18 protein-coding genes are annotated in these 19,691 nt (G+C 62.7%); 14 read left to right on the top strand and 4 right to left on the bottom strand.

The features are described from left to right. Positions 1-92: 92 nt before the first annotated feature. Positions 93-1,046: a VirK/YbjX family protein gene (locus tag ITX55_RS14200; protein ID WP_089191452.1), complete on the top strand. Its 954-nt coding sequence runs from the start codon at positions 93-95 to the stop codon at positions 1,044-1,046. Between the two features lie 14 nt (positions 1,047-1,060). On the opposite strand, the gene ITX55_RS14195 is transcribed toward ITX55_RS14200, so the two are convergent. Then, positions 1,061-2,719 (bottom strand): ATP-dependent endonuclease, encoded by a 1,659-nt coding sequence (locus tag ITX55_RS14195; RefSeq protein WP_033650660.1) that lies wholly within the window; start codon positions 2,717-2,719, stop codon positions 1,061-1,063. A 187-nt stretch (positions 2,720-2,906) separates the two neighbouring features. Between ITX55_RS14195 and ITX55_RS14190 the strand changes: the two genes are divergently transcribed. The 5 genes from ITX55_RS14190 to ltaE all read left to right on the top strand — a co-directional run bounded on the left by ITX55_RS14190 (position 2,907) and on the right by ltaE (position 9,703). Beyond that, positions 2,907-3,803 (top strand): lysine exporter LysO family protein, encoded by an 897-nt coding sequence (locus tag ITX55_RS14190; protein WP_033642544.1) that lies wholly within the window; start codon positions 2,907-2,909, stop codon positions 3,801-3,803. 181 nt (positions 3,804-3,984) lie between these two features. Next, positions 3,985-5,634 (top strand): hydroxylamine reductase, encoded by a 1,650-nt coding sequence (gene hcp, locus ITX55_RS14185; protein WP_033650659.1) that lies wholly within the window; start codon positions 3,985-3,987, stop codon positions 5,632-5,634. Positions 5,635-5,689: 55 nt separating this feature from the next. Continuing rightward, positions 5,690-6,691, top strand: a complete 1,002-nt coding sequence (gene hcr, locus ITX55_RS14180) for an NADH oxidoreductase (RefSeq protein WP_108680387.1) — start codon at positions 5,690-5,692, stop codon at positions 6,689-6,691. Between the two features lie 198 nt (positions 6,692-6,889). Further along, entirely contained in the window at positions 6,890-8,611 is a 1,722-nt protein-coding gene (poxB, locus tag ITX55_RS14175) for a ubiquinone-dependent pyruvate dehydrogenase (protein ID WP_042784096.1), read from the top strand. Between the two features lie 75 nt (positions 8,612-8,686). Beyond that, positions 8,687-9,703, top strand: a complete 1,017-nt coding sequence (gene ltaE, locus ITX55_RS14170) for a low-specificity L-threonine aldolase (protein WP_197756020.1) — start codon at positions 8,687-8,689, stop codon at positions 9,701-9,703. Positions 9,704-9,732: 29 nt separating this feature from the next. On the opposite strand, the gene ITX55_RS14165 is transcribed toward ltaE, so the two are convergent. Next, a complete protein-coding gene (locus tag ITX55_RS14165; protein ID WP_033642539.1) occupies positions 9,733-10,080 on the bottom strand; it encodes a DUF1294 domain-containing protein in 348 nt (115 codons plus the stop codon). A gap of 150 nt (positions 10,081-10,230) precedes the next feature. On the opposite strand from ITX55_RS14165, the gene ITX55_RS14160 reads away from it, so the two are divergent. Both ITX55_RS14160 and ITX55_RS14155 read left to right on the top strand, forming a co-directional pair. After that, a complete protein-coding gene (locus ITX55_RS14160; RefSeq protein ID WP_108680385.1) occupies positions 10,231-11,670 on the top strand; it encodes a DUF2867 domain-containing protein in 1,440 nt (479 codons plus the stop codon). Between the two features lie 158 nt (positions 11,671-11,828). Then, the gene (locus ITX55_RS14155; RefSeq protein ID WP_004928393.1) at positions 11,829-12,839 is read left to right on the top strand and encodes an NAD(P)-dependent oxidoreductase; all 1,011 of its coding nucleotides are present in this window, start codon (positions 11,829-11,831) and stop codon (positions 12,837-12,839) included. On the opposite strand, the gene ITX55_RS14150 is transcribed toward ITX55_RS14155, so the two are convergent. Next, positions 12,840-13,676: an N-acetylmuramoyl-L-alanine amidase gene (locus ITX55_RS14150; protein WP_047024954.1), complete on the bottom strand. Its 837-nt coding sequence runs from the start codon at positions 13,674-13,676 to the stop codon at positions 12,840-12,842. It lies immediately after the preceding gene. A 187-nt stretch (positions 13,677-13,863) separates the two neighbouring features. Here ITX55_RS14150 and ITX55_RS14145 point away from each other — a divergent pair, with 187 nt between their 5' ends. Beyond that, positions 13,864-15,429: a DUF3300 domain-containing protein gene (locus tag ITX55_RS14145; protein ID WP_108680384.1), complete on the top strand. Its 1,566-nt coding sequence runs from the start codon at positions 13,864-13,866 to the stop codon at positions 15,427-15,429. 53 nt (positions 15,430-15,482) lie between these two features. On the opposite strand, the gene ITX55_RS14140 is transcribed toward ITX55_RS14145, so the two are convergent. After that, entirely contained in the window at positions 15,483-15,806 is a 324-nt protein-coding gene (locus ITX55_RS14140) for a heavy metal-binding domain-containing protein (protein WP_004928400.1), read from the bottom strand. A 159-nt stretch (positions 15,807-15,965) separates the two neighbouring features. On the opposite strand from ITX55_RS14140, the gene ITX55_RS14135 reads away from it, so the two are divergent. From ITX55_RS14135 to artM, 5 genes are all read left to right on the top strand, one after another. Beyond that, entirely contained in the window at positions 15,966-16,508 is a 543-nt protein-coding gene (locus ITX55_RS14135; protein WP_033642535.1) for a lipoprotein, read from the top strand. A gap of 264 nt (positions 16,509-16,772) precedes the next feature. Next, entirely contained in the window at positions 16,773-17,501 is a 729-nt protein-coding gene (gene artP / locus ITX55_RS14130; RefSeq protein WP_089192582.1) for an arginine ABC transporter ATP-binding protein ArtP, read from the top strand. A gap of 32 nt (positions 17,502-17,533) precedes the next feature. Further along, the gene (gene artJ / locus ITX55_RS14125; RefSeq protein WP_004928409.1) at positions 17,534-18,265 is read left to right on the top strand and encodes an arginine ABC transporter substrate-binding protein; all 732 of its coding nucleotides are present in this window, start codon (positions 17,534-17,536) and stop codon (positions 18,263-18,265) included. A gap of 9 nt (positions 18,266-18,274) precedes the next feature. Next, positions 18,275-18,991: an arginine ABC transporter permease ArtQ gene (artQ, locus tag ITX55_RS14120; protein WP_025159684.1), complete on the top strand. Its 717-nt coding sequence runs from the start codon at positions 18,275-18,277 to the stop codon at positions 18,989-18,991. Next, on the top strand, positions 18,991-19,659 hold the full coding sequence (artM, locus tag ITX55_RS14115) for an arginine ABC transporter permease ArtM (protein ID WP_033650651.1): 669 nt from the start codon (positions 18,991-18,993) through the stop codon (positions 19,657-19,659). Before artQ ends, artM begins: the two co-directional genes overlap by 1 nt. The last annotated feature ends 32 nt before the right edge of the window (positions 19,660-19,691 follow it).

The following is a 19,691-nucleotide window of genomic DNA, read 5'->3' as shown; positions in this document are numbered from 1 at the left end:
TGGAGACACGCTTGGTTACAGTTCGGCATTGAACTCCCGTTTAGTGAAGCCTTGATGAAATAGCGCCATTCAACACAGCCAAGGATTTCATCATGTCACAGCTCAGCTACCCACTCGCCTCCGCCCGGCCGCTTAACGGCTGGCAACTGATGACGGCGCTGATCAATGGCGAAAAGGCACCGAGCAACGCCTGGAAAAAAACCTCGTTTCGCCTGAAGTTTCTCGGCCGTTCGCTGCTCAACTGGCGCACCACCAGCGGCCTGCTCAGCACCCTGGCCAGCAATCCGCTGCTGGAGGAGATCCTGAGCGCGCAGCCGAACCTGCCGTGCAAACTGCATCGTCCCTACCTGGCGGCCAACATGAGCAAGATCGAATGCCTGTTCGCCCTGCGCGATCATTACGATCTCATCGTACAGCGCATGCCGCTGAAGATGCGCCTCGGCCACCTCGGCCCGCATGCCTTCGTGCTGGCCAGCGCGATGGGCAAGAACGAAGCGCCGATCACGCTGGAGCTGGCGGCGATCGACAAACTGAATAAGGAAGGAGAAGCCACGCTGCTGCTGCGCAACGCCAACGGCGTGATGCTGGCGGAGATCACCTTTGCGCTGATGCATTATCAGCAGCAGCCGACGTTGTTCATCGGCGGCCTGCAGGGCGCGAACCATGACGTGCCGCACGCCGAGATCCAGCACACTACCAAAGAGTGTCACGGCCTGTTCCCTAAACGGCTGGTGCTGGAAGGCATCTGCACGCTGGCGCGGCACCTCGGCATCCGCCGGATCGTGGCGGTCGGCAACGCCACCCATATCTATCAAAACTGGCGCTACCAGAGTAAGAAGAAGGACAAGCTGCACGCCGATTACGATCAGTTCTGGCTGTCGATGGGCGCCAAACCGCTCGACAGCGGCTATTTCCTGCTGCCCGAACGCATCGCCCGCAAGCCGATCGAAGAGATCGCCAGCAAGAAGCGCGCCGAGTATCGCCGCCGCTATCAGCTGCTGGACGAGCTGGAACAGGGATTGGCGGCGCACTTCTGCGCCCGATAACGCCCGGCGGGCCGTCAGTCCGCCCGGCCGCGCGCCAGCCAGATCACCCGTGAGAACATTTTCTTCAGCAGCGGCGGCACCGAGTCCGTGCCCCATTCGCCGGCCTGCATCGCGACCTCGATCGCCAAATCCGGCTTCGAAGAGTGGTGGACCGCTTTCAGGATCACCTTGCGCACCGGCATCTGCGCGTTGATCGGCACCGACGCCATTCGGTGATAGACCGGGGCGAACCCTTCGCGGAACATGAAGTGTTCCATGTCCGGCGCCGGCAGCGCGGTCAGCCGATCGCGTTCGTTGTCTTCATGATTGTCCAGCAGGCTGCGCACGGTGTTGGCGTACTTTTTGCCCGCTTCATCGCCGTCCACCAGCGCATGCCACTCGATGCCCATGCGGCGGGCGAAGCGCAGCAGCGGCTTCAGGCCGCACTGAGCGAATTCGATGACCCTTACCCCTTCCGCCTCGAAATGGTAGCCGCACTGGCGCGCCAGTTCGTTCAGCAGCCACACTTCGGTCTCGCCCTCCACCAGCAGCCAGCAGCGGGCGAACAGCGACGACGGCCGGTTGAAACGGATGTGAAACGCGATGCGCCGCCCGTCTTCGGCGCTCAACCCGCGCGGCCCGAGACGATAGGTCGCGACGCGGCCTGACTCGCGCACCAGCCGGCACACGTGCTCCACCGGCACCAGCGACACCAATTCGCTGGAGTTGGTGGTGGTGATGCGCTGCAGCGGCAGCTGATTGAGCAGCCCCCAGGCCACCGACAGCATGATCGGATGCAGGCGAGTTTCCGGGTCTTCCACCAGCAGCAGCGGCCGGGCGTGCGGATCCAGCTTGACGTCGCCCTTGGCCTGCAGCAGGGTGGAAAACATGCCCAGCAGGATCAGACGCATGCTGCGGCTGTTCGGCTCGGCAACCATGCGGTTGATGCCGTCCAGCGCGCGCCAGGCGTCCTGCTCCGGTTCACCGCCGCGGCGGCGCGGCCGCGCCACCTGCGAGCTCTGCTCGGCAAAGTAGTGCTCGAGCAACTGCTGCATCGCCGCCAGCCCCTGACGCAGCTCGCCGTTGGTCAGCTTCTGCGGATTGCGCACCAGCTCGCGCGTCAGCTGATCCAGCTGCTGCGCCAACGCCTGCGTATCGGGTTTGCGTTCATCGCCGAGGCTGCTGGGGCGCAGGCGGCGAATAAAGCGCGCGTCGCGCAGGCGCAAAACCGGGTGGATGCGGATGATGGCGTGGGCCAGTTGTTCGATATGGTGCAGTTGAAAGGCGTTGCCGTCGGCGTCGAGAAAACCGCGCCAGGTGCACACCGTGCCGTCATCGGCCAGCTCGCCCTCGCAGCGGTAATGAATGCGGCTCAGGCCGTCTTCCCCCTTGACCCACAGCGGCGTCAGATGGCGGTAGCGCGGCAGGTGCGCGTGGCCGATGTCTTTCTCGCAGAAGGTGAATACCACCTGCAGGTGGCGCTCTTTGGCCGCCTCCTCACCGGGGGGAAAATGGAAGTCGTGCGCTTCAAATCGATACAGTTTCTGCTCCGGCGCCAGCAGCAGCGTCAGCGCATCCAGCAGGCTGGATTTACCCCAGGCGTTTTCGCCGAGCAACAGCGTATTGTCGTCCAGCATCAGGGACAGCCGATTAATACCGCGAAAACCTACAATTTCGATACGCTCCAAGAACATCCGCCGCCTCCCGTGCGCGCCGTCGCCTCTTCAATGAGGCGACTTTCACAGAGCATGGTCAAAAAACCCCTTGCAGGTCAAGCGGCCAGCGTCAAATCTGCCGCTTTACTCCGGCCGGGCTTTTGGTTAGCGTGTGCTCCTCGCCGCCGTTCGTCGCGCATCAAAACTCAAGGACACTCGTTGCACCATGTACTCAGGACTGTTGATTATTCTGTTACCGCTGATTGTCGGTTACCTCATTCCCTTACGCCATCGCCCGCTGCTGGTGCTGATCAACCGCCTGCTGAGCTGGATGGTGTATGTGATCCTGTTTTTCATGGGCATCAGCCTGGCGTTTATGGAGAATCTCAGCAGCAATCTGATGCTGATCTTCCAGTACAGCGCGGCGTTCTTCTTCTGCATTCTCTGCGCCAATCTGCTGTTGCTGGCGCTGCTGGAGCGGCGCATGCCGTGGCGCAGCAGCCATAAACAGGAAAAGCTGCCTTCGCGCGTGCATATGGCGCTGGAGTCGCTCAAGCTGTGCGGCGTGGTGCTCGGCGGCTTCCTGCTCGGCCTGACGCAGTGGCAATGGCTGCAGTTCGCCCATAAAGGCAGCGAATATGCGCTGATCTTCCTGCTGTTGCTGGTCGGCATTCAGCTGCGCAACAGCGGCATGACGCTGCGCCAGATCGTGCTCAACCGCCGCGGCACGCTGGTGGCGCTGGCGGTGGTCGTCGCGTCTCTGGCCGGCGGCGCGCTGGCGGCGCAGCTGCTGGGGCTGCCGGTCAAGGCCGGGCTGGCGATGGCCTCCGGCTTCGGCTGGTACTCGCTGTCCGGCATTCTGATCACCGACGCCTACGGCCCGGTGATGGGCAGCGCCGCGTTCTTCAACGATCTGGCGCGCGAGCTGGTGGCGATCATGCTGATCCCGACGCTGGTGCGCCGCAGCCGCTCCACCGCCCTCGGCCTGTGCGGCGCCACCTCGATGGACTTCACCCTGCCGGTGCTGCAGCGCAGCGGCGGACTGGACATGGTGCCGCCCGCCATCGTGCACGGCTTCCTGCTGAGCCTGCTGGCGCCGGTGCTGATCGCCCTGTTCTCCTGATCCTTTCCCCTTGGGGGCCACCCGGCCCCCAAAGCGTAATCATTCCCATCCGCACGGCAAAATTGCGCTAAATCAAACTTGCCCGCAGTAGTCGCACAAAAGCCTTTTGCAACCCCGATCGCCGATCTATGCTTTTAAACAAGCATTATAAATGCAACTTTAAAAATAAAAGGAAGCGACTATGTTCTGTGTGCAATGTGAACAAACCATTCGAACCCCGGCAGGCAACGGCTGCGCGTATGCTCAGGGCATGTGCGGCAAAACGGCGGAAACCTCCGATCTGCAGGATCTGCTGGTGGCGGCGCTGCAGGGCCTCTCCGCCTGGGCGCTGCAGGCGCGTTCGCTGGGCATCGTCGACCACGAAATCGACAGCTTCGCCCCGCGCGCCTTCTTCTCCACCCTGACCAACGTTAACTTCGACTCCCAGCGCATCATCGGTTACGCGCGGGAAACCCTGCTGCTGCGCGATTCGCTGGCCGCCCGTTGCCGGCTGCTGGACGCCGGCGTGCGCGTCGATCACCCGATGGCGGCGCTGCAGCTGGCCGGTGACGATATGCCTGCGCTGCTGCAACAGGCGGCGCAGTTTGCCCTCAACAGCGACAAGGCCGAGGTCGGCGACGACGTACACGGTTTGCGCATGCTGTGCCTGTACGGCCTGAAAGGCGCGGCAGCCTATATGGAACACGCGCACGTGCTCGGCCAGTTCGACGAGCAACTCTATGCCGACTACCACGCTTTCATGGCCTGGCTCGGCACCCGGCCGCGCGACGTCGATACCCTGCTGAACAACGCCATGGGCATCGGCAAGATGAACTTCAACGTGATGGCGATCCTCGATCGCGGTGAGACCCAGGCCTACGGCGATCCGCAGCCCAGCGCGGTCAACGTGCGCCCTGTAGCCGGGAAAGCCATTCTGATTTCCGGCCACGATCTCAAAGATCTGCGCATGCTGCTCGAGCAAACCGAAGGGCAAAACGTCAACGTCTACACCCACGGTGAAATGCTGCCGGCGCACGGCTATCCGGAACTGAAAAAATTCAAGCACCTGGTGGGTAACTACGGCAGCGGCTGGCAAAACCAGCAGACGGAATTCGCCAAATTCCCCGGCCCGATCGTGATGACCTCCAACTGCATCATCGATCCTAACGTCGGCAACTACGGCGATCGCATCTGGACCCGCAGTATCGTCGGCTGGCCGGGCGTCAACCATCTGGAAGGCGACGACTTCGGCGCCGTGATCCGCCAGGCGCAGGGCATGAACGGCTTCCCTTACACCGAGATCGAGCACCTGATCACCGTCGGCTTCGGCCGCCAGACGCTGCTGAACGCCGCCGACACGGTCATCGACCTGGTGTCGCAGAAAAAACTGCGCCACGTCTTCCTGGTGGGCGGCTGCGACGGCAGCCGTGACGAACGCAGCTATTTCACCGACTTCGCCCGCAGCGTGCCGCAAGACTGCCTGATCATGACGCTGGCCTGCGGCAAATACCGTTTCAACAAACTGGATTTCGGCACGCTGGAAGGGCTGCCGCGCCTGCTGGACGTCGGCCAGTGCAACGACGCTTACTCCGCCATCATGCTGGCGGTCAAGCTGGCGGATACGCTCGGCTGCAGCGTCAACGAGCTGCCGCTCAGCCTGGTGCTGTCGTGGTTTGAACAGAAGGCAATCGTCATTCTGCTGACGCTGCTGTCGCTGGGGGTGAAAAACATCGTCACCGGCCCGACCGCGCCGGGCTTCCTGACCGACAACCTGATGGCGATCCTCAACGAGAAATTCGGCCTGCGTCCGATCACCACCGTCGAGCAGGATATCGCAGCGCTGCTCGCCTGATGCCGTTACGTTATGGGGCCGCCTGCGCCGGCCCCTTTGCTTTTTGAGGTGCCCGATGACTCAACCCACTCCGCTTTGCCCGAACCGCATGCAGGTGCATTCCATCCGGCGTGAAACCGCCGACGTCTGGACGCTGAACCTGATCTGCGACGTTTTCTATCCTTACCAGGCCGGCCAGTTCGCGCTGGTCAGCATTCGCAACAGCGAGGAGACGCTGCGCGCCTATACGCTCTCCTCCTCGCCTGGCCAGAGCCGCTTTCTCAGCATCAGCGTGCGCTGCCTGCCGGACGGCGTCGGATCGCGCTGGCTGACGCAAGAGGTCAAGCCCGGCAACACGCTGTGGCTGTCCGACGCGCAGGGCGAATTCAGCTGCGAGCGCCACCCGGCCGATCGTTATCTGATGCTGGCGGCCGGCTGCGGCGTGACGCCGATCGTCTCGATGTGCCGCTGGCTGACCGCCAACCGTCCAACCTGTGATATCGCCGCCATCGTTAACGTGCGCACCCCCGCCGACACGATTTTCGCCGATCAATGGCGCGCGCTGTGCGCCGCCCATCCGCAGCTGCGCCTGACGCTGATGGCCGAGCAGGATCTGCAGCCCGGCTACCTCAGCGGCCGCATCGATGAACAGACGCTGCGGCAGGCGGCGCCGGATATCGCCGAACGCACGGTGATGACCTGCGGCCCCGCGCCCTACATGGCTCAGGTGGAGCAACTTTGTCGCCGGCTCGGCGTGCCGGCCGAGCGTTTCCATAAGGAGCAGTTCCACACGCCGACGGCGCAGGCTGACGCCACCGAAGGGCTGACGCTGCGCGCCGCCCGCCCGCTGCGCGAATTCCGCGTGCCGGTCGGCAGCACCCTGCTGGCAGCGATGGAGGCCAATGCCCTGCCGGTCAACGCTGCCTGCCGCGCCGGAGTATGCGGTTCGTGCAAAACCCGCCTCCTCGAGGGCGACTACACCACCACCAGCACCATGACGTTGAGCGAGGAAGAGGTAGCGCAGGGCTACGTGCTGGCCTGCAGTTGCCAGCTGCAGGGCGACGTCACGCTGGCGTGATCCCTGGCCCCATCGCCGCGATGGGGCATTTATCGGCAAGTTCCCCGTGGCCAGCCCGGTTACACTTTTCCTCGTCCTACGCTCTTTACCCTTCCTGACCGCATCTCGTCCACAGCCGGTAAGCTATGCTTGCAGTTGTTCTGCTGCCACTCACCGGATCGAGTCCACATCGTTTTTCAAACCATGTTTGGGGGAACCATGAAGCAAACCGTAGCCACACTGATCGCCAAAACGCTGGATCAAGCCGGCGTAAAACGCATTTGGGGCGTGACCGGCGATTCGCTCAACGGCCTCAGCGACAGCCTGCACCGCATGGGCACCATCGAATGGCTGGGCACCCGCCATGAAGAGGTGGCCGCCTTCGCCGCCGGCGCCGAAGCCCAGCTCACCGGCCAGTTGGCGGTGTGCGCCGGTTCCTGCGGCCCCGGCAACCTGCATCTGATCAACGGCCTGTTCGACTGCCACCGCAACCATGTGCCGGTGCTGGCGATCGCCGCGCACATCCCTTCCAGCGAAATCGGCAGCGGCTACTTCCAGGAAACCCATCCGCAGGAGCTGTTCCGCGAATGCAGCCACTATTGCGAACTGGTTTCCAACCCGGAACAGCTGCCGCGCGTGCTGGAGATCGCCATGCGCAAGGCGATCCTCAATCGCGGCGTGTCGGTGGTCGTCTTGCCGGGCGACGTGGCGCTGCGCATGGCGCCGGAAGACGCGGCCGTGACCTGGCATACCCCGGCGCTGCCGCTGGTGCAGCCGCCGATGAGCGAGCTGAACAAGCTGGCGGAAACGCTGAACAAGGCGAAGAACATCACCCTGATGTGCGGCAGCGGCTGCGCCGGCGCGCACGATGAAGTGGTCAAGCTGGCCGAACTGCTGCAGGCGCCGGTGGTGCACGCGCTGCGCGGTAAAGAACATATCGAATGGGACAACCCGTACAGCGTCGGCATGACCGGGCTGATCGGTTTCTCCTCCGGTTATCACGCGATGATGAACGCCGACACGCTGGTGCTGCTCGGCACCCAGTTCCCCTATCGGGCGTTCTACCCCACCAACGCCAACATCATTCAGATCGACATCAACCCCGGCAGCATCGGCGCGCACTGCCCGGTCAATATGGCGCTGGTGGGCGATATCCACACCACCCTCACCGCCCTGTTGCCGCAGCTGGAGCCGAAGCGCGATCGGGCGTTCCTCGACAAGGCGCTGGAGCATTACCGCAACGCGCGCAAGGATCTCGACGGGCTGGCGACCGCCGGCGACGACCAACCGATCCACCCGCAGTATCTGGCGCAGCAGCTCAGCCACTATGCCAGCGACGACGCCATCTTCACCTGCGACGTCGGCACGCCGACGGTGTGGGCCGCCCGCTACGTGAAAATGAACGGCAAGCGCCGCCTGCTCGGTTCGTTCAACCACGGTTCGATGGCCAACGCCATGCCGCAGGCGATCGGCGCTCAGGCCACCGCGCCGGATAAACAGGTGATCGCCATGTGCGGCGACGGCGGCTTCACCATGCTGATGGGCGATTTCCTGTCGCTGGCGCAGCTCAAGCTGCCGGTGAAAATCGTGGTGTTCAACAACAGCGTGCTGGGATTCGTGGCGATGGAGATGAAGGCCGGCGGCTACCTGACCGACGGTACCGATCTGCATAATCCGGACTTCGCGGCGATCGCCAACGCCGCCGGCATCAAGGGCATCCGCGTGGAAAAAGCCTCCGATCTGGACGGCGCGCTGCAGGAGATGTTGGCGCACCCCGGCCCGGCGCTGCTGGACGTGGTCACCGCCAAGCAAGAACTGGCGATGCCGCCGCAGATCAAGTTCGAACAGGCGAAAGGCTTCAGCCTGTACATGCTGCGCGCCATCATCAACGGCCGCGGCGACGAAGTGGTCGAGCTGGCGAAAACCAACTGGCTGCGTTAAGCAAGCTGCCCCGGTAAAATAAAGGGTATATGATGCCATGTACCCTTCTCCTCTCCCTTACATTTCAGGAACCCTATGCTTATCGATCTACGCAGCGACACCGTCACCCGCCCCAGCGCCGCCATGCGCCAGGCGATGGCTCAGGCAGAAGTCGGCGACGACGTCTACGGCGATGATCCGACGGTCAACGCGCTGGAGGCGGAGGCGGTGCGTCTGTCGGGCAAAGAAGCGGCGCTGTTTCTGCCCAGCGGCACCCAGGCCAACCTGGTGGCGCTGCTGAGCCACTGCCAGCGCGGCGATGAATATCTGGTCGGCCAGCAGGCGCACAACTACAAATACGAAGCCGGCGGCGCAGCGGTGCTGGGCAGCATCCAGCCGCAGCCGATCGAGGCCGACGCCGACGGCACGCTGCCGCTGGACAAGCTCGCCGCCGCCATCAAACCCGACGATATCCACTTCGCCCGCACCCGGCTGTTGAGCCTGGAAAACACCATCAGCGGCAGAGTCTTGCCGCAGGCCTACCTGCAGCAGGCGTGGCAGTTTACCCGCGAGCGGCAGTTGGCGCTGCATATCGACGGCGCGCGCATCTTCAACGCCGCCGTGGCGCTGAACCTGCCGCTAAAAGAGATCGTGCAGTACTGCGACACCTTCACCATTTGCCTGTCGAAAGGGTTGGGCGCGCCGGTCGGCTCGCTGCTGTGCGGCAGCGAGGCTTTCATCCAACGCGCGCTGCGCTGGCGCAAGATGACCGGCGGCGGGCTGCGCCAAGCCGGCATTTTGGCGGCGGCCGGCCTCTACGCGCTGGAGCATAACGTCGCGCGGCTGCGCGAAGACCATGACAACGCGGTCTGGCTGGAACAACAACTGCGGCAGATCGGCGTGGAGATCGCCGATCCCGGCGCGCAGACCAACGTGCTGTACCTGCGCCAAACGCCGGCGCTGGCGGCCAAACTCGGCCCGTGGATGCGCGAACGCGGCGTGCTGATCAGCAGCGGCCCGCTGACGCGCATTCTGACCCACCTCGACGCCAGCCGTCAGGATCTGCAGCGGGTGGTCGAACTGTGGCGGGAGTTTCTTCAGCAGCACGCCTGATCGCTCGGGACGCAGACTGCGCCCCGCACTCAGAAGATCCAGCGGCCATAAACCCAGTACCACAGCCCCAGCACCGCCGCCAGATTGAGCGCCACGCTGAGGATGAACCAGGTTTTAAACGGCTGCTTCTGGGTCTTGTGGCGAAACAGCTGCTGCGCCAGCAGCGCGCCCAACCAGCCGCCCAGCGCGCCGAACAGCAACAGCGTCGTCTCCGGCACCCGTCGCCATCCCTTGCGCGCCGCCAGCTTATCGCCGCCGTAGATCAGAAACGTCAGCAGGTTGGCCGACAGCAGCCACATCCACACCGGATGCGGCGAGAACAGGCTGGCGATCAGCGCCAGGCCCAGCAGGGCGTAACAAATCACATTGAGTTTCATGGCATTCGGTTTTTCGTGCGATAAGGGGCGCGTAGTGTGAACTCGCGCCGCGGCGGATGCAACCGGCTTATACCCATACAAAAAGTGCATTTAAACCCTGAATTTGGCATCCTGTCGTTCTGCCAATCCTCTACCGCACAAGGCGGCCCGATGACACCCCAACGCGTACTGGTTCTTGGAGCCAGCGGCTATATAGGCCAGAACCTGATCCCGCACCTGATCGAACAGGGGCACCAGATTACCGCCGCCGCGCGGCGCATCGAGTGGCTGCAGGAGCAGAACTGGCCGCAGGTCAACTGCCTGTATGTCGATCTGTACCGCCCGGAAACCCTGAGCGCGGCGCTGTGGGAAATCGATACGCTTTACTATCTGGTGCACGCAATGGGCGACGGCGACGACTTTATCGAGAAGGAACGCCAGGCGGCGGAAAACCTGCGCGACGCGCTGCGCAATGCCGGCGTCAAGCAGGTGATCTTTCTCGGCGCGCTGCAGCCGAACGACGACAGTTCGCCGCACCTGGCGGCGCGCCGCCTGACCGGCGAGATCCTACGCCAGAGCGGTGTGCCGGTGACCGAGCTGCGCGCCGGCATCATCGTCGGCCCCGGCTCGGCGGCGTTCGAAGTGATGCGCGACATGGTCTATAACCTGCCGGTGCTGACGCCGCCGCGCTGGGTGCGCTCGAAGTCCTCGCCGGTGGCGCTGGAGAACCTGCTGGTTTACCTGGCCGATCTGCTGGCGCACCCGGCGGAGGAACACCGCATCTTCGACGTCGCCGGGCCGGAATACCTCAGCTATCAGGACATGTTCCAACGCTTTATCGCCATCAGCGGCAAACGGCGCTGGCTGATCCCGATCCCCTTGCCGACGCGGCTGATTTCAGTGTGGTTCATCAGCCTTATCACCTCGGTGCCGACGCCGATCGCGCGCGCGCTGATCCAGGGCCTGAAGCACGATCTGCCCGCCGACGGCAAACCGTTGCAGGCACTGATCCCGCAACGTCTGCACACCTTCGATCAGGCGGTCACCGCCACGCTGCAGCGCGAGCTGGAGGTGGTCGATTCCGCCGACTGGGGCTACGATCCGGCGGCGCGGGCCCGCTGGCGCCCCGGCTACGGCTATTACCCGAAACAGGCGGGGTGTTCGCTCGACACCGCCGCCTCCAGCCAGGCGCTGTGGCAGACGGTGCAGCAGTTGGGGGGCGAGGAAGGCTATTTCTACGCCAATATCCTGTGGCGGATCCGCGCCCGCATGGACGACATGATCGGCAACGGCGTGGTCTATGGCCGCCCGGCGCACGCGTCCCTGGCGCTGGGCGACGAGATCGACGGCTGGAAAGTCATCACGCTGAAGCCGCTGCGGCAGCTGGCGCTGCTGTTCGGCATGAAGGCGCCGGGGCTAGGGCGGCTGAGCTTCACCATTACCGATCGCGGCGATCGCCGCACGCTGGACGTGCGCGCCTGGTGGCATCCGGCCGGCTTCAGCGGGCTGCTGTATTGGTTCGCCATGATGCCCGCGCATCTGTTCATTTTTCGCGGCATGGCGAAGCGCATCGCGACGCTGGCCGAGAACCTGGACCGCCAACAGCGCTGAATGCCGTTCATTTGTCGATCAACCGCACAGTTTGCCGCTGTGCTTCGGGGCTTTCCGATTGCATAGCGCACGAAATCACGGAAGAATGGCATCTTATTTGCTGGGAGCGCCGCAAGCGCCCGCCGGTATTCCGATTTTGGGTGAGAATAGAGTCCGTTATGAAGGTATTGGTCACCGGTGCAACCAGTGGGTTAGGCCGTAACGCCGTTGAATATCTGCGCCGCCAGGGCATCAAAGTGCGCGCCACCGGTCGTAACCAGGCGATGGGCGGCCTGCTGGAAAAAATGGGCGCGGAGTTCATTCATGCCGATCTCACCAACCTGATCTCTTCGCAGGCCAAAGCGATGCTGGCGGACGTCGATGTGCTGTGGCACTGCTCCAGCTTTACCTCGCCCTGGGGCACCGAAGAAGCCTTCGAACTGGCCAACGTCCGCGCCACCCGCCGCCTCGGCGAATGGGCGGCGGCCTATGGCGTGGCGCAGTTCATTCACATCTCTTCCCCGGCGATCTATTTCGACTACCACCATCACCGCAACGTAACCGAAGACTTTCGCCCGCAGCGTTACGCCAACGAGTTCGCGCGCAGCAAGGCCGCCGGCGAGCAGGTGATCCAGCAATTGGCGCTGTCCAATCCGCAGACCCATTTCACCATTTTGCGCCCGCAGGGCCTGTTCGGGCCGCACGACAAGGTGATGCTGCCGCGGTTGCTGCAGATGATCAAACGCTACGGCAACCTGCTGCTGCCGCGCGGCGGCGCGGCGATGGTGGACATGACCTATCTGGAGAATGCGGTGCACGCCATGTGGCTGGCGACGCTAAAAGAAGACACGCCGTCCGGCCGCGCCTACAACATCACCAACCAGCAGCCGCGCCCGCTTCGCACCGTGGTGCAGCAGCTGATCGACGATTTGGGCATGAAGTGCCGCATCCGCTCCGTCCCCTATCCGATGCTCGACATGATGGCGCGCGGCATGGAGCGCCTGGGCAGCAAAAGCGAAAAGGAGCCGGTGCTGACCCATTACGGCGTCGCCAAACTCAACTTCGATCTCACGCTCGATACCACCCGCGCGCAGCAAGAGCTGGGCTATCAGCCGATCGTCTCGCTGGAAGAAGGCATCGCGCGCACCGCCCGCTGGCTGAAAGATCACGGCAAACTGCACGGCCTGTAATCAACGCCACGCGCCGTACTTCAACAGCAGCGCATCGATAATCGCCTCACTCTCTGCATCCGGCTCGCCGCGAACATCGTCGGGCCGGAAATGCATCTGAAACGCCGCCAGCACATTGCGCTGCTGCCGCGCATCCCACGACGGGTCGATCGCGTAGCCGTAACGCGCCAGCTTTTCGAGCAGCGGAGCCAGCGGCACCGGCGCCTGTCTGTCTCGCCCCGCCAGCAGCCGCTGCACATCTGCCTCGTCCGGCCATGCGCCGATGCCGGCCTGCGCCAGTTGCCGCCAGGGGAACAGCGGGCCGGGATCCTGTTTGCGCTGCGGCGCGATGTCGCTGTGCCCCACCACGTCCTGCGGCTGAATGCCATAGCGTTGGATAATGTCGCGGCTCAGCGGAATCAACACGGCGATCTGTTCCGCCGTGTAGGGCTGCCAGCGGGTGAACAGCATGCTGCGGGTGAAACCCTTGTTGACGATTTCAATGCCGATCGAGGTGTCGTTGAGATTGCTGCGCCCGCGCCAGCCGCTGGCGCCGGCATGCCAGGCGCGCATCGCCTCCGGCACCAACCGGTACACCGTCGGTTTGCCGTGTTCGCGCTGCGGGTGCGCCGGCAACAGGTAGTGTGCGCTGACGTGTTCATCGGTCAGCGTTTTCAGTGATGAATGAAAGTCTTCCGCCGTATAGTGCATCACCAGAAACCGAATGCGCTGATCGGCGCCCTGCGCCTGATGCAAGGTTTCGAGCTGGTAAGCGCCACGATCGACGAGCGTGTCCTGCTGCGGATTTTGGCATCCCGCCAACAGCGCGGCGGCGATGATCCCTGGCCAAATTTTCACTTATCCTCCTGATTGACGTCCGTGAAAGATGTAACGCGACGCGATTGATCTGTATCCAATCATCACGCTCATCGAGAAATAATGACAGATAGCGCCGATGTGCAAGCGAGTGTTGCTCCCGGCTGGCGGCCTTTCCCGCCCATGATAGTCTCAAAGTATCATCTGCGCTGAAAGAGCGGAGTCGAACATGTTCACGCCACGCTATCTGTCCTGGTTGCTCTGTGCCGCCATGCTGCCGCTCAGCGGCTGCGATCGGCAAAAAGTCGCCGACGCGATGGGCGGGAGCGCCCCGCCCTCGGCCGCGCCCGTCACGAGTGCCAGCGCGCCGGCCTATACGCCGCTGAGCGCCGATCAACTGTACCAGTTGGTCAGCCCGGTGGCGCTGTTCCCCGACAAGCTGCTGGCGCAGGTGTTGGCCGGCGCGGGCTATCCTGACCAAATCAGCGCCGCGGATGCCTGGCTGGCGCAAAACCGCGGCTTACAACCGGCGGCGCTCAGCTCAGCGGCCGACGCTCAGCCCTGGGATCCCAGCGTGCGCGGCCTGGTGCAATTCCCCGACGTGCTCGATCAAATGGCGAAAAACATCCCCTGGACCACCGCCCTGGGCAGCGCCTACCTGAACGATCCCACCGACGTGATGAACGCCATTCAGGTGATGCGTCAACGGGCGGCCAACCAAGGCACGCTGAAAAACACCCCGCAGCAGCGCATCGTCGTGGCGCCGACGACGCATTATGTCGAACAGCAGCCCTATCGCCAGCGCGTGGTGGCGGCGCCGGGCGAGACCATCGTTATCGAACCCAGCCAGCCGGATACGGTTTACGTCCCGCATTACGATCCCTGGCAAGCCTACGGCACGCCGGTCCCGGCCTATCCGAGCTATCAGTATCAGCCCTCGGGCTACAGCGGCGGCGACATGCTGGCGGCCGGCGTGATCAGCTTCGGCGTCGGCATCGCGGTGGCTACCTTGCTTAACCAGCACGACAGCGGCTGGCACAGCTGGGATATGCGCTGGGACGATCGCCGCCAGCCGGTGGTCTACCGCAATGCGCCCTATGTCTCACACTCCACCACCGTGGTGAATCGCGTCACCAACATCAACCAATATAACAACGTGAACACTGTGAATCGCAGCAGCACCAGCACGGTGAACAACTACAATACCGCCGCCGCGCCGGCGCCCCGCGTCACTCAACCGACGCCCATCGGCGCGCCGCAACAGCCGCACGTCGCGCCTGCGGCCCACGCGCCGATGACGCTGCCGAACTTTGCGCATACCCAGCCGGTGGCGCCTCATGTACAGCAGCCGGTAGCCATACACCAGCCGGTAGCGGCCGTCCCGCACGTGCGACAGCCGGTCATCGCGCCTCATGCACAGCAGCCGATGAGCACGCCGACGTTCACGCATGCCGTTCCGACGGCACCTCACCCGCAGCAGCCGACAGCCGTACATTCAGCGCCGCTGCAGACGCATCCGATGCCGGCCGCTGCGCCGATGCATCCAGCCGTCGCGCGCCCGCAGGTTCTGCAGGCCCCGCACATCGCTCAGCCGGTGATCCGCGAACCGGCAGCGCCGCAGCATCCGGCGGCGATAAGCCCGATGCCGGCGCCGCAACAGCGCATCATGCCGCATGCGGCCCCGACGCCGCAGCGCCATCAGACGTCCGTTCAGCCGATGCCGCATCGCCAGGAGCCGGTGCCCACGAAGCCGCAGGAACACCGCACAATCGTCGAGCAGCACAAGGTGGGATAAATCAAGAGGATGTCGCCCCGGCGGAATGGCCGGGGCGAAAAGAAAGCATGGCGTTAGCGGCTCACTTTCACCGCGGTGCCGCTGACGGTCACCATCAGCATGCTGCCGTCTTTGCCAACGGTTTCATAATCGATATCAATGCCGACCACCGCGTTGGCGCCCAGCTCTTTCGCCTGGTCTTCCAGCTCTTCGAATGCGATCAGGCGCGCCTTGCGCAGCTCTTTCTCATAAGCGCCCGAGCGGCCGCCGACGATATCGCGCACGCCGGCGAAGAAATCACGAAAAATGTTGGCGCCGAGGATCGCTTCGCCGGTGACGACGCCGCAGTATTCGGTGATGGTAAACCCTTCCAGGGTCGGGGTAGTTGAAAGCTGCATCAGAACTCCTTGTTTGATTAATTCAACGTATCTATGACCAGAAGATTGGCATTATGTTCGCTTAATCAATGGCACGCAGTACGAATGCAAGGCCAAAAAACGCATTTATACTGTAAGCTATCGGTCTTCATGGTAGAGACTTTCACATAAGGTAATAAGATGAAAACAAAAACGATTGCGGCTGTTTTACCCTTAGCGCTGTTGCTGAGTGCCTGTACCACGGTGGAACCGGCATACAAGGATATCGGCACCCGCAGCGGCAGCTGTGTGGAAGGCGGCCCGGATACGGTCGCGCAAAAGTTCTATGACCTGCGCATCCAGCAAGGTTCCAGCCTGCCGGACAGCAACCGCCTGGCGCAGCTGCAGCCTTATCTGAGCAAAGTGCTGTATCAGGATCTGGTCAGCGCCGCTCAAAATCCGGGCAAGCATCAGATAACCGGCGATCTGTTCTCCGGCAACGCGCAAGGGCCAAGCAGCGCGTCCGTCGCCAGCGCCTCGACCATTCCCAACACCGATGCGAAGAACATCCCGCTGCGCGTTGACTTGAGCTACCAGAAAGACGCCAACAGTACCGTGAACTGGCAAGACGAAGTGCTGATGGTGCGCGAAGGCACCTGCTGGGTGGTTGATGATATTCGCTACCTGAATGTTCCAGCACACGCCACCAACGGCAGCGTGCGTCAGGTGCTGGAAAACCGATAACCCGCACTCCCCGGCCGACGCGGGCCCGCCGCGTCGGTCGTTCCCGTCTCCCCTTGCGCCGCTCAGATTTCGTCCGATAGAAAAAATTTCGCTACCGATCTCACAGCCTGCGCCACAAATCCCCTCCCTCGGCCTGAGTCGCGGTATCTTGTGCTAATCTTTTACTGTCCCGCCGCACACTCATAAATTTTAACGCACAAAGATTGCATAAGTATTCTGTGGAAGTTAACATTTGCGGCATCAATGTCTATTCAATTCTGGCGCATGAGTATTCAACTTAACGGTATCAATTGCTATTACGGCGCTCACCAGGCGCTGTTTGACATCACGCTGGAATGTCCAGCCGGGGAAACCCTGGTGCTGCTTGGCCCAAGCGGCGCCGGGAAAAGTTCATTGCTGCGGGTGCTGAACCTGCTGGAAATGCCGCGTTCGGGTCAGCTAAAGATCGCCGGCAACCAATTCGATTTCAAGCAGGCGCCGGGCGAAAAAGCCATTCGCGAACTGCGGCAAAATGTCGGCATGGTCTTCCAGCAATACAACCTGTGGCCTCACCTCACCGTGGTCCAGAACCTGATCGAAGCGCCTTGCCGCGTGCTGGGTCTGACCAAGGCTCAGGCAATGGAGCGCGCCGACAAGCTGCTCAAGCGTCTGCGCCTGACCGACTTCGCCGATCGCTTTCCGCTGCACCTTTCCGGCGGCCAGCAGCAGCGCGTAGCGATCGCTCGCGCCCTGATGATGGAGCCGCAGGTGCTGCTGTTCGATGAACCGACCGCAGCGCTGGATCCGGAAATCACCGCCCAGATCGTCAGCATCATTCGCGAACTGGCCGGCACCGGCATCACTCAGGTGATCGTCACCCATGAAGTGGAAGTGGCGCGCAAGACCGCCAGCCGCGTGGTGTACATGGAAAACGGCCATGTGGTGGAGCAAGGCGACAGCAGCCACTTCACGCAGCCGCGGACCACCGAGTTTGCCAACTACTTATCACACTAACAATTAACTTGCTGTAATTTGGGGAGTTTGCGATGAAAAAACTAATAATCGCCGCCGTTCTGGCCGGCATCAGCGTTTCCGCCTCCGCAGCCGAAACCATCCGTTTCGCTACCGAAGCCTCCTATCCTCCGTTTGAATTTATTGACGCCGGCAACAAGATTCAGGGTTTTGATGTCGATCTGGCCAACGCGCTGTGCAAAGAGATGCAGGCCGAGTGTACCTTCACCAACCAGGCGTTCGACAGCCTGATCCCGAGCCTGAAGTTCAAGCGCTTCGATGCGGTGATGGCCGGTATGGACATTACGCCGGAGCGTGAGAAGCAGGTGCTGTTCACCAAGCCTTACTACGATAACTCGGCGCTGTTCATCGCGCAGAAAGGCAAAATCGCCGACGTGGCGGCGCTGAAAGGCAAGAAAGTCGGCGTGCAAAACGGCACCACCCACCAGAAATACCTGACCGACAAGCACCCGGAAATCACCACCGTGCCTTACGACAGCTACCAAAACGCCATTTTGGATCTGAAGAACGGCCGCGTTGATGCGGTGTTCGGCGATACCGCGGTGGTCAACGAGTGGCTGAAGCAGAATGACGCGCTGGCGGCAGTGGGCGCCAAAGTGACCGACAAAGACTACTTCGGCACCGGCCTCGGCATCGCGGTACGCCAGAAAAATACCGATCTGCAGGGCAAGTTCAACGCCGCCCTGGACAAGATCAAGCAGGATGGGACCTATGAAACCATCTACAAAAAATGGTTCCAGCAGTAATACGCCCCGATGAATGAATTACAACCTTTAGCAAGCGCCGCCGGCATGACCGTCGGCCTTGCCGTTTGCGCCCTGATCCTCGGGCTGATTCTGGCGATGCTGTTCGCCGTATGGGAATCGTCCCGCTGGAAAGCCGTCAGCTGGCTCGGCACCGCCTGGGTGACCGTGCTGCGCGGCCTGCCGGAAATCCTGGTGGTGCTGTTTATCTATTTCGGCTCGTCGCAGCTGCTGCTGATGCTCTCCGACGGCTTTACCCTTAACCTCGGTCTGTTTCAGTTGCCGATTCAGCTGGCGATCGACAATTTCGAAGTCAGCCCGTTCCTGTGCGGGGTGATCGCCCTGGCCTTGCTCTATTCCGCCTACGCCTCGCAGACGCTGCGCGGCGCGCTCAAAGCGGTACCGCAGGGGCAGTGGGAATCCGGCCAGGCGCTGGGTCTCGGCAAAGCGGCGATCTTCTTTCGCCTGATCATGCCGCAGATGTGGCGCCATGCCCTGCCCGGCCTCGGCAATCAGTGGCTGGTGCTGCTGAAAGACACCGCGCTGGTGTCGCTGATCAGCGTGAACGATCTGATGTTGCAAACCAAAAGCATCGCCACACGCACCCAGGAACCCTTTACCTGGTACGTGATCGCGGCGGCCATCTATCTGCTGGTGACGCTGTTCAGCCAATACGTCATCAAGCGCATTGAGCTGCGCGCCACGCGGTTTGAACGGGGGCCGGTCTGATGATTGAATATTTACCGGAAATCCTCAAAGGGCTGCATACCAGCCTGACGCTTACCGTCGCCGCGCTGCTGGTCGCGCTGCTGCTGTCGCTGCTGCTGACGGTGATCCTGACGCTGAAAACGCCGGTTCTGACGCCGCTGGTCAAGGCCTACGTGACGCTGTTCACCGGCACGCCGCTGCTGGTGCAGATCTTCCTGATCTACTACGGCCCCGGTCAGTTTCCGGCGATCCGCGACTACCCTTGGCTGTGGAACCTGCTGTCGCAGCCCTGGCTGTGCGCGATGATTGCGCTGGCGCTGAACAGCGCGGCCTATACCACGCAGCTGTTCTACGGCGCGGTGCGCGCCATCCCCGCCGGACAATGGCAGTCGTGCGAAGCGCTGGGCATGTCGCGCCGGCAGACGCTGCGCATTCTGCTGCCGTTCGCCTTCAAGCGCGCGCTGTCATCTTACTCCAACGAAGTGGTGCTGGTGTTCAAAAGCACGTCGCTGGCCTACACCATCACGCTGATGGAAGTGATGGGCTATAGCCAGCTGATGTACGGCCGCACCTACGACGTGATGGTGTTCGGCGCCGCAGGTCTGGTGTACCTGTGCGTCAACGGCCTGCTGACGCTGCTGATGCGGCTGGTGGAGCGCCGCGCGTTGGCGTTTGAGCGCCGCAACTGAAGCCATCCCCCTCTCCAGCCCCGCCATTGCGC

The organism is Serratia sp. EWG9 (assembly GCF_019913725.1).
GTDB classification, from domain to species: domain Bacteria; phylum Pseudomonadota; class Gammaproteobacteria; order Enterobacterales; family Enterobacteriaceae; genus Serratia; species Serratia ureilytica.
This window is presented reverse-complemented; position numbering and strand designations above follow the sequence as displayed.

What these genes read in the sequence shown, in the direction of transcription:
- hcr (WP_108680387.1), top strand. Translation starts at nt 5,690, where the DNA reads ATGACTCAACCCACTCCGCTTTGCCCGAACCGCATGCAGGTGCATTCC.
- ltaE (WP_197756020.1), top strand. Translation starts at nt 8,687, where the DNA reads ATGCTTATCGATCTACGCAGCGACACCGTCACCCGCCCCAGCGCCGCC.
- ITX55_RS14165 (WP_033642539.1), bottom strand. Translation starts at nt 10,080, where the DNA reads ATGAAACTCAATGTGATTTGTTACGCCCTGCTGGGCCTGGCGCTGATC.
- ITX55_RS14190 (WP_033642544.1), top strand. Translation starts at nt 2,907, where the DNA reads ATGTACTCAGGACTGTTGATTATTCTGTTACCGCTGATTGTCGGTTAC.
- artJ (WP_004928409.1), top strand. Translation starts at nt 17,534, where the DNA reads ATGAAAAAACTAATAATCGCCGCCGTTCTGGCCGGCATCAGCGTTTCC.
- ITX55_RS14195 (WP_033650660.1), bottom strand. Translation starts at nt 2,719, where the DNA reads ATGTTCTTGGAGCGTATCGAAATTGTAGGTTTTCGCGGTATTAATCGG.
- ITX55_RS14160 (WP_108680385.1), top strand. Translation starts at nt 10,231, where the DNA reads ATGACACCCCAACGCGTACTGGTTCTTGGAGCCAGCGGCTATATAGGC.
- ITX55_RS14140 (WP_004928400.1), bottom strand. Translation starts at nt 15,806, where the DNA reads ATGCAGCTTTCAACTACCCCGACCCTGGAAGGGTTTACCATCACCGAA.
- ITX55_RS14135 (WP_033642535.1), top strand. Translation starts at nt 15,966, where the DNA reads ATGAAAACAAAAACGATTGCGGCTGTTTTACCCTTAGCGCTGTTGCTG.
- ITX55_RS14155 (WP_004928393.1), top strand. Translation starts at nt 11,829, where the DNA reads ATGAAGGTATTGGTCACCGGTGCAACCAGTGGGTTAGGCCGTAACGCC.
- artM (WP_033650651.1), top strand. Translation starts at nt 18,991, where the DNA reads ATGATTGAATATTTACCGGAAATCCTCAAAGGGCTGCATACCAGCCTG.
- artQ (WP_025159684.1), top strand. Translation starts at nt 18,275, where the DNA reads ATGAATGAATTACAACCTTTAGCAAGCGCCGCCGGCATGACCGTCGGC.
- ITX55_RS14145 (WP_108680384.1), top strand. Translation starts at nt 13,864, where the DNA reads ATGTTCACGCCACGCTATCTGTCCTGGTTGCTCTGTGCCGCCATGCTG.
- ITX55_RS14200 (WP_089191452.1), top strand. Translation starts at nt 93, where the DNA reads ATGTCACAGCTCAGCTACCCACTCGCCTCCGCCCGGCCGCTTAACGGC.
- hcp (WP_033650659.1), top strand. Translation starts at nt 3,985, where the DNA reads ATGTTCTGTGTGCAATGTGAACAAACCATTCGAACCCCGGCAGGCAAC.
- artP (WP_089192582.1), top strand. Translation starts at nt 16,773, where the DNA reads ATGAGTATTCAACTTAACGGTATCAATTGCTATTACGGCGCTCACCAG.
- poxB (WP_042784096.1), top strand. Translation starts at nt 6,890, where the DNA reads ATGAAGCAAACCGTAGCCACACTGATCGCCAAAACGCTGGATCAAGCC.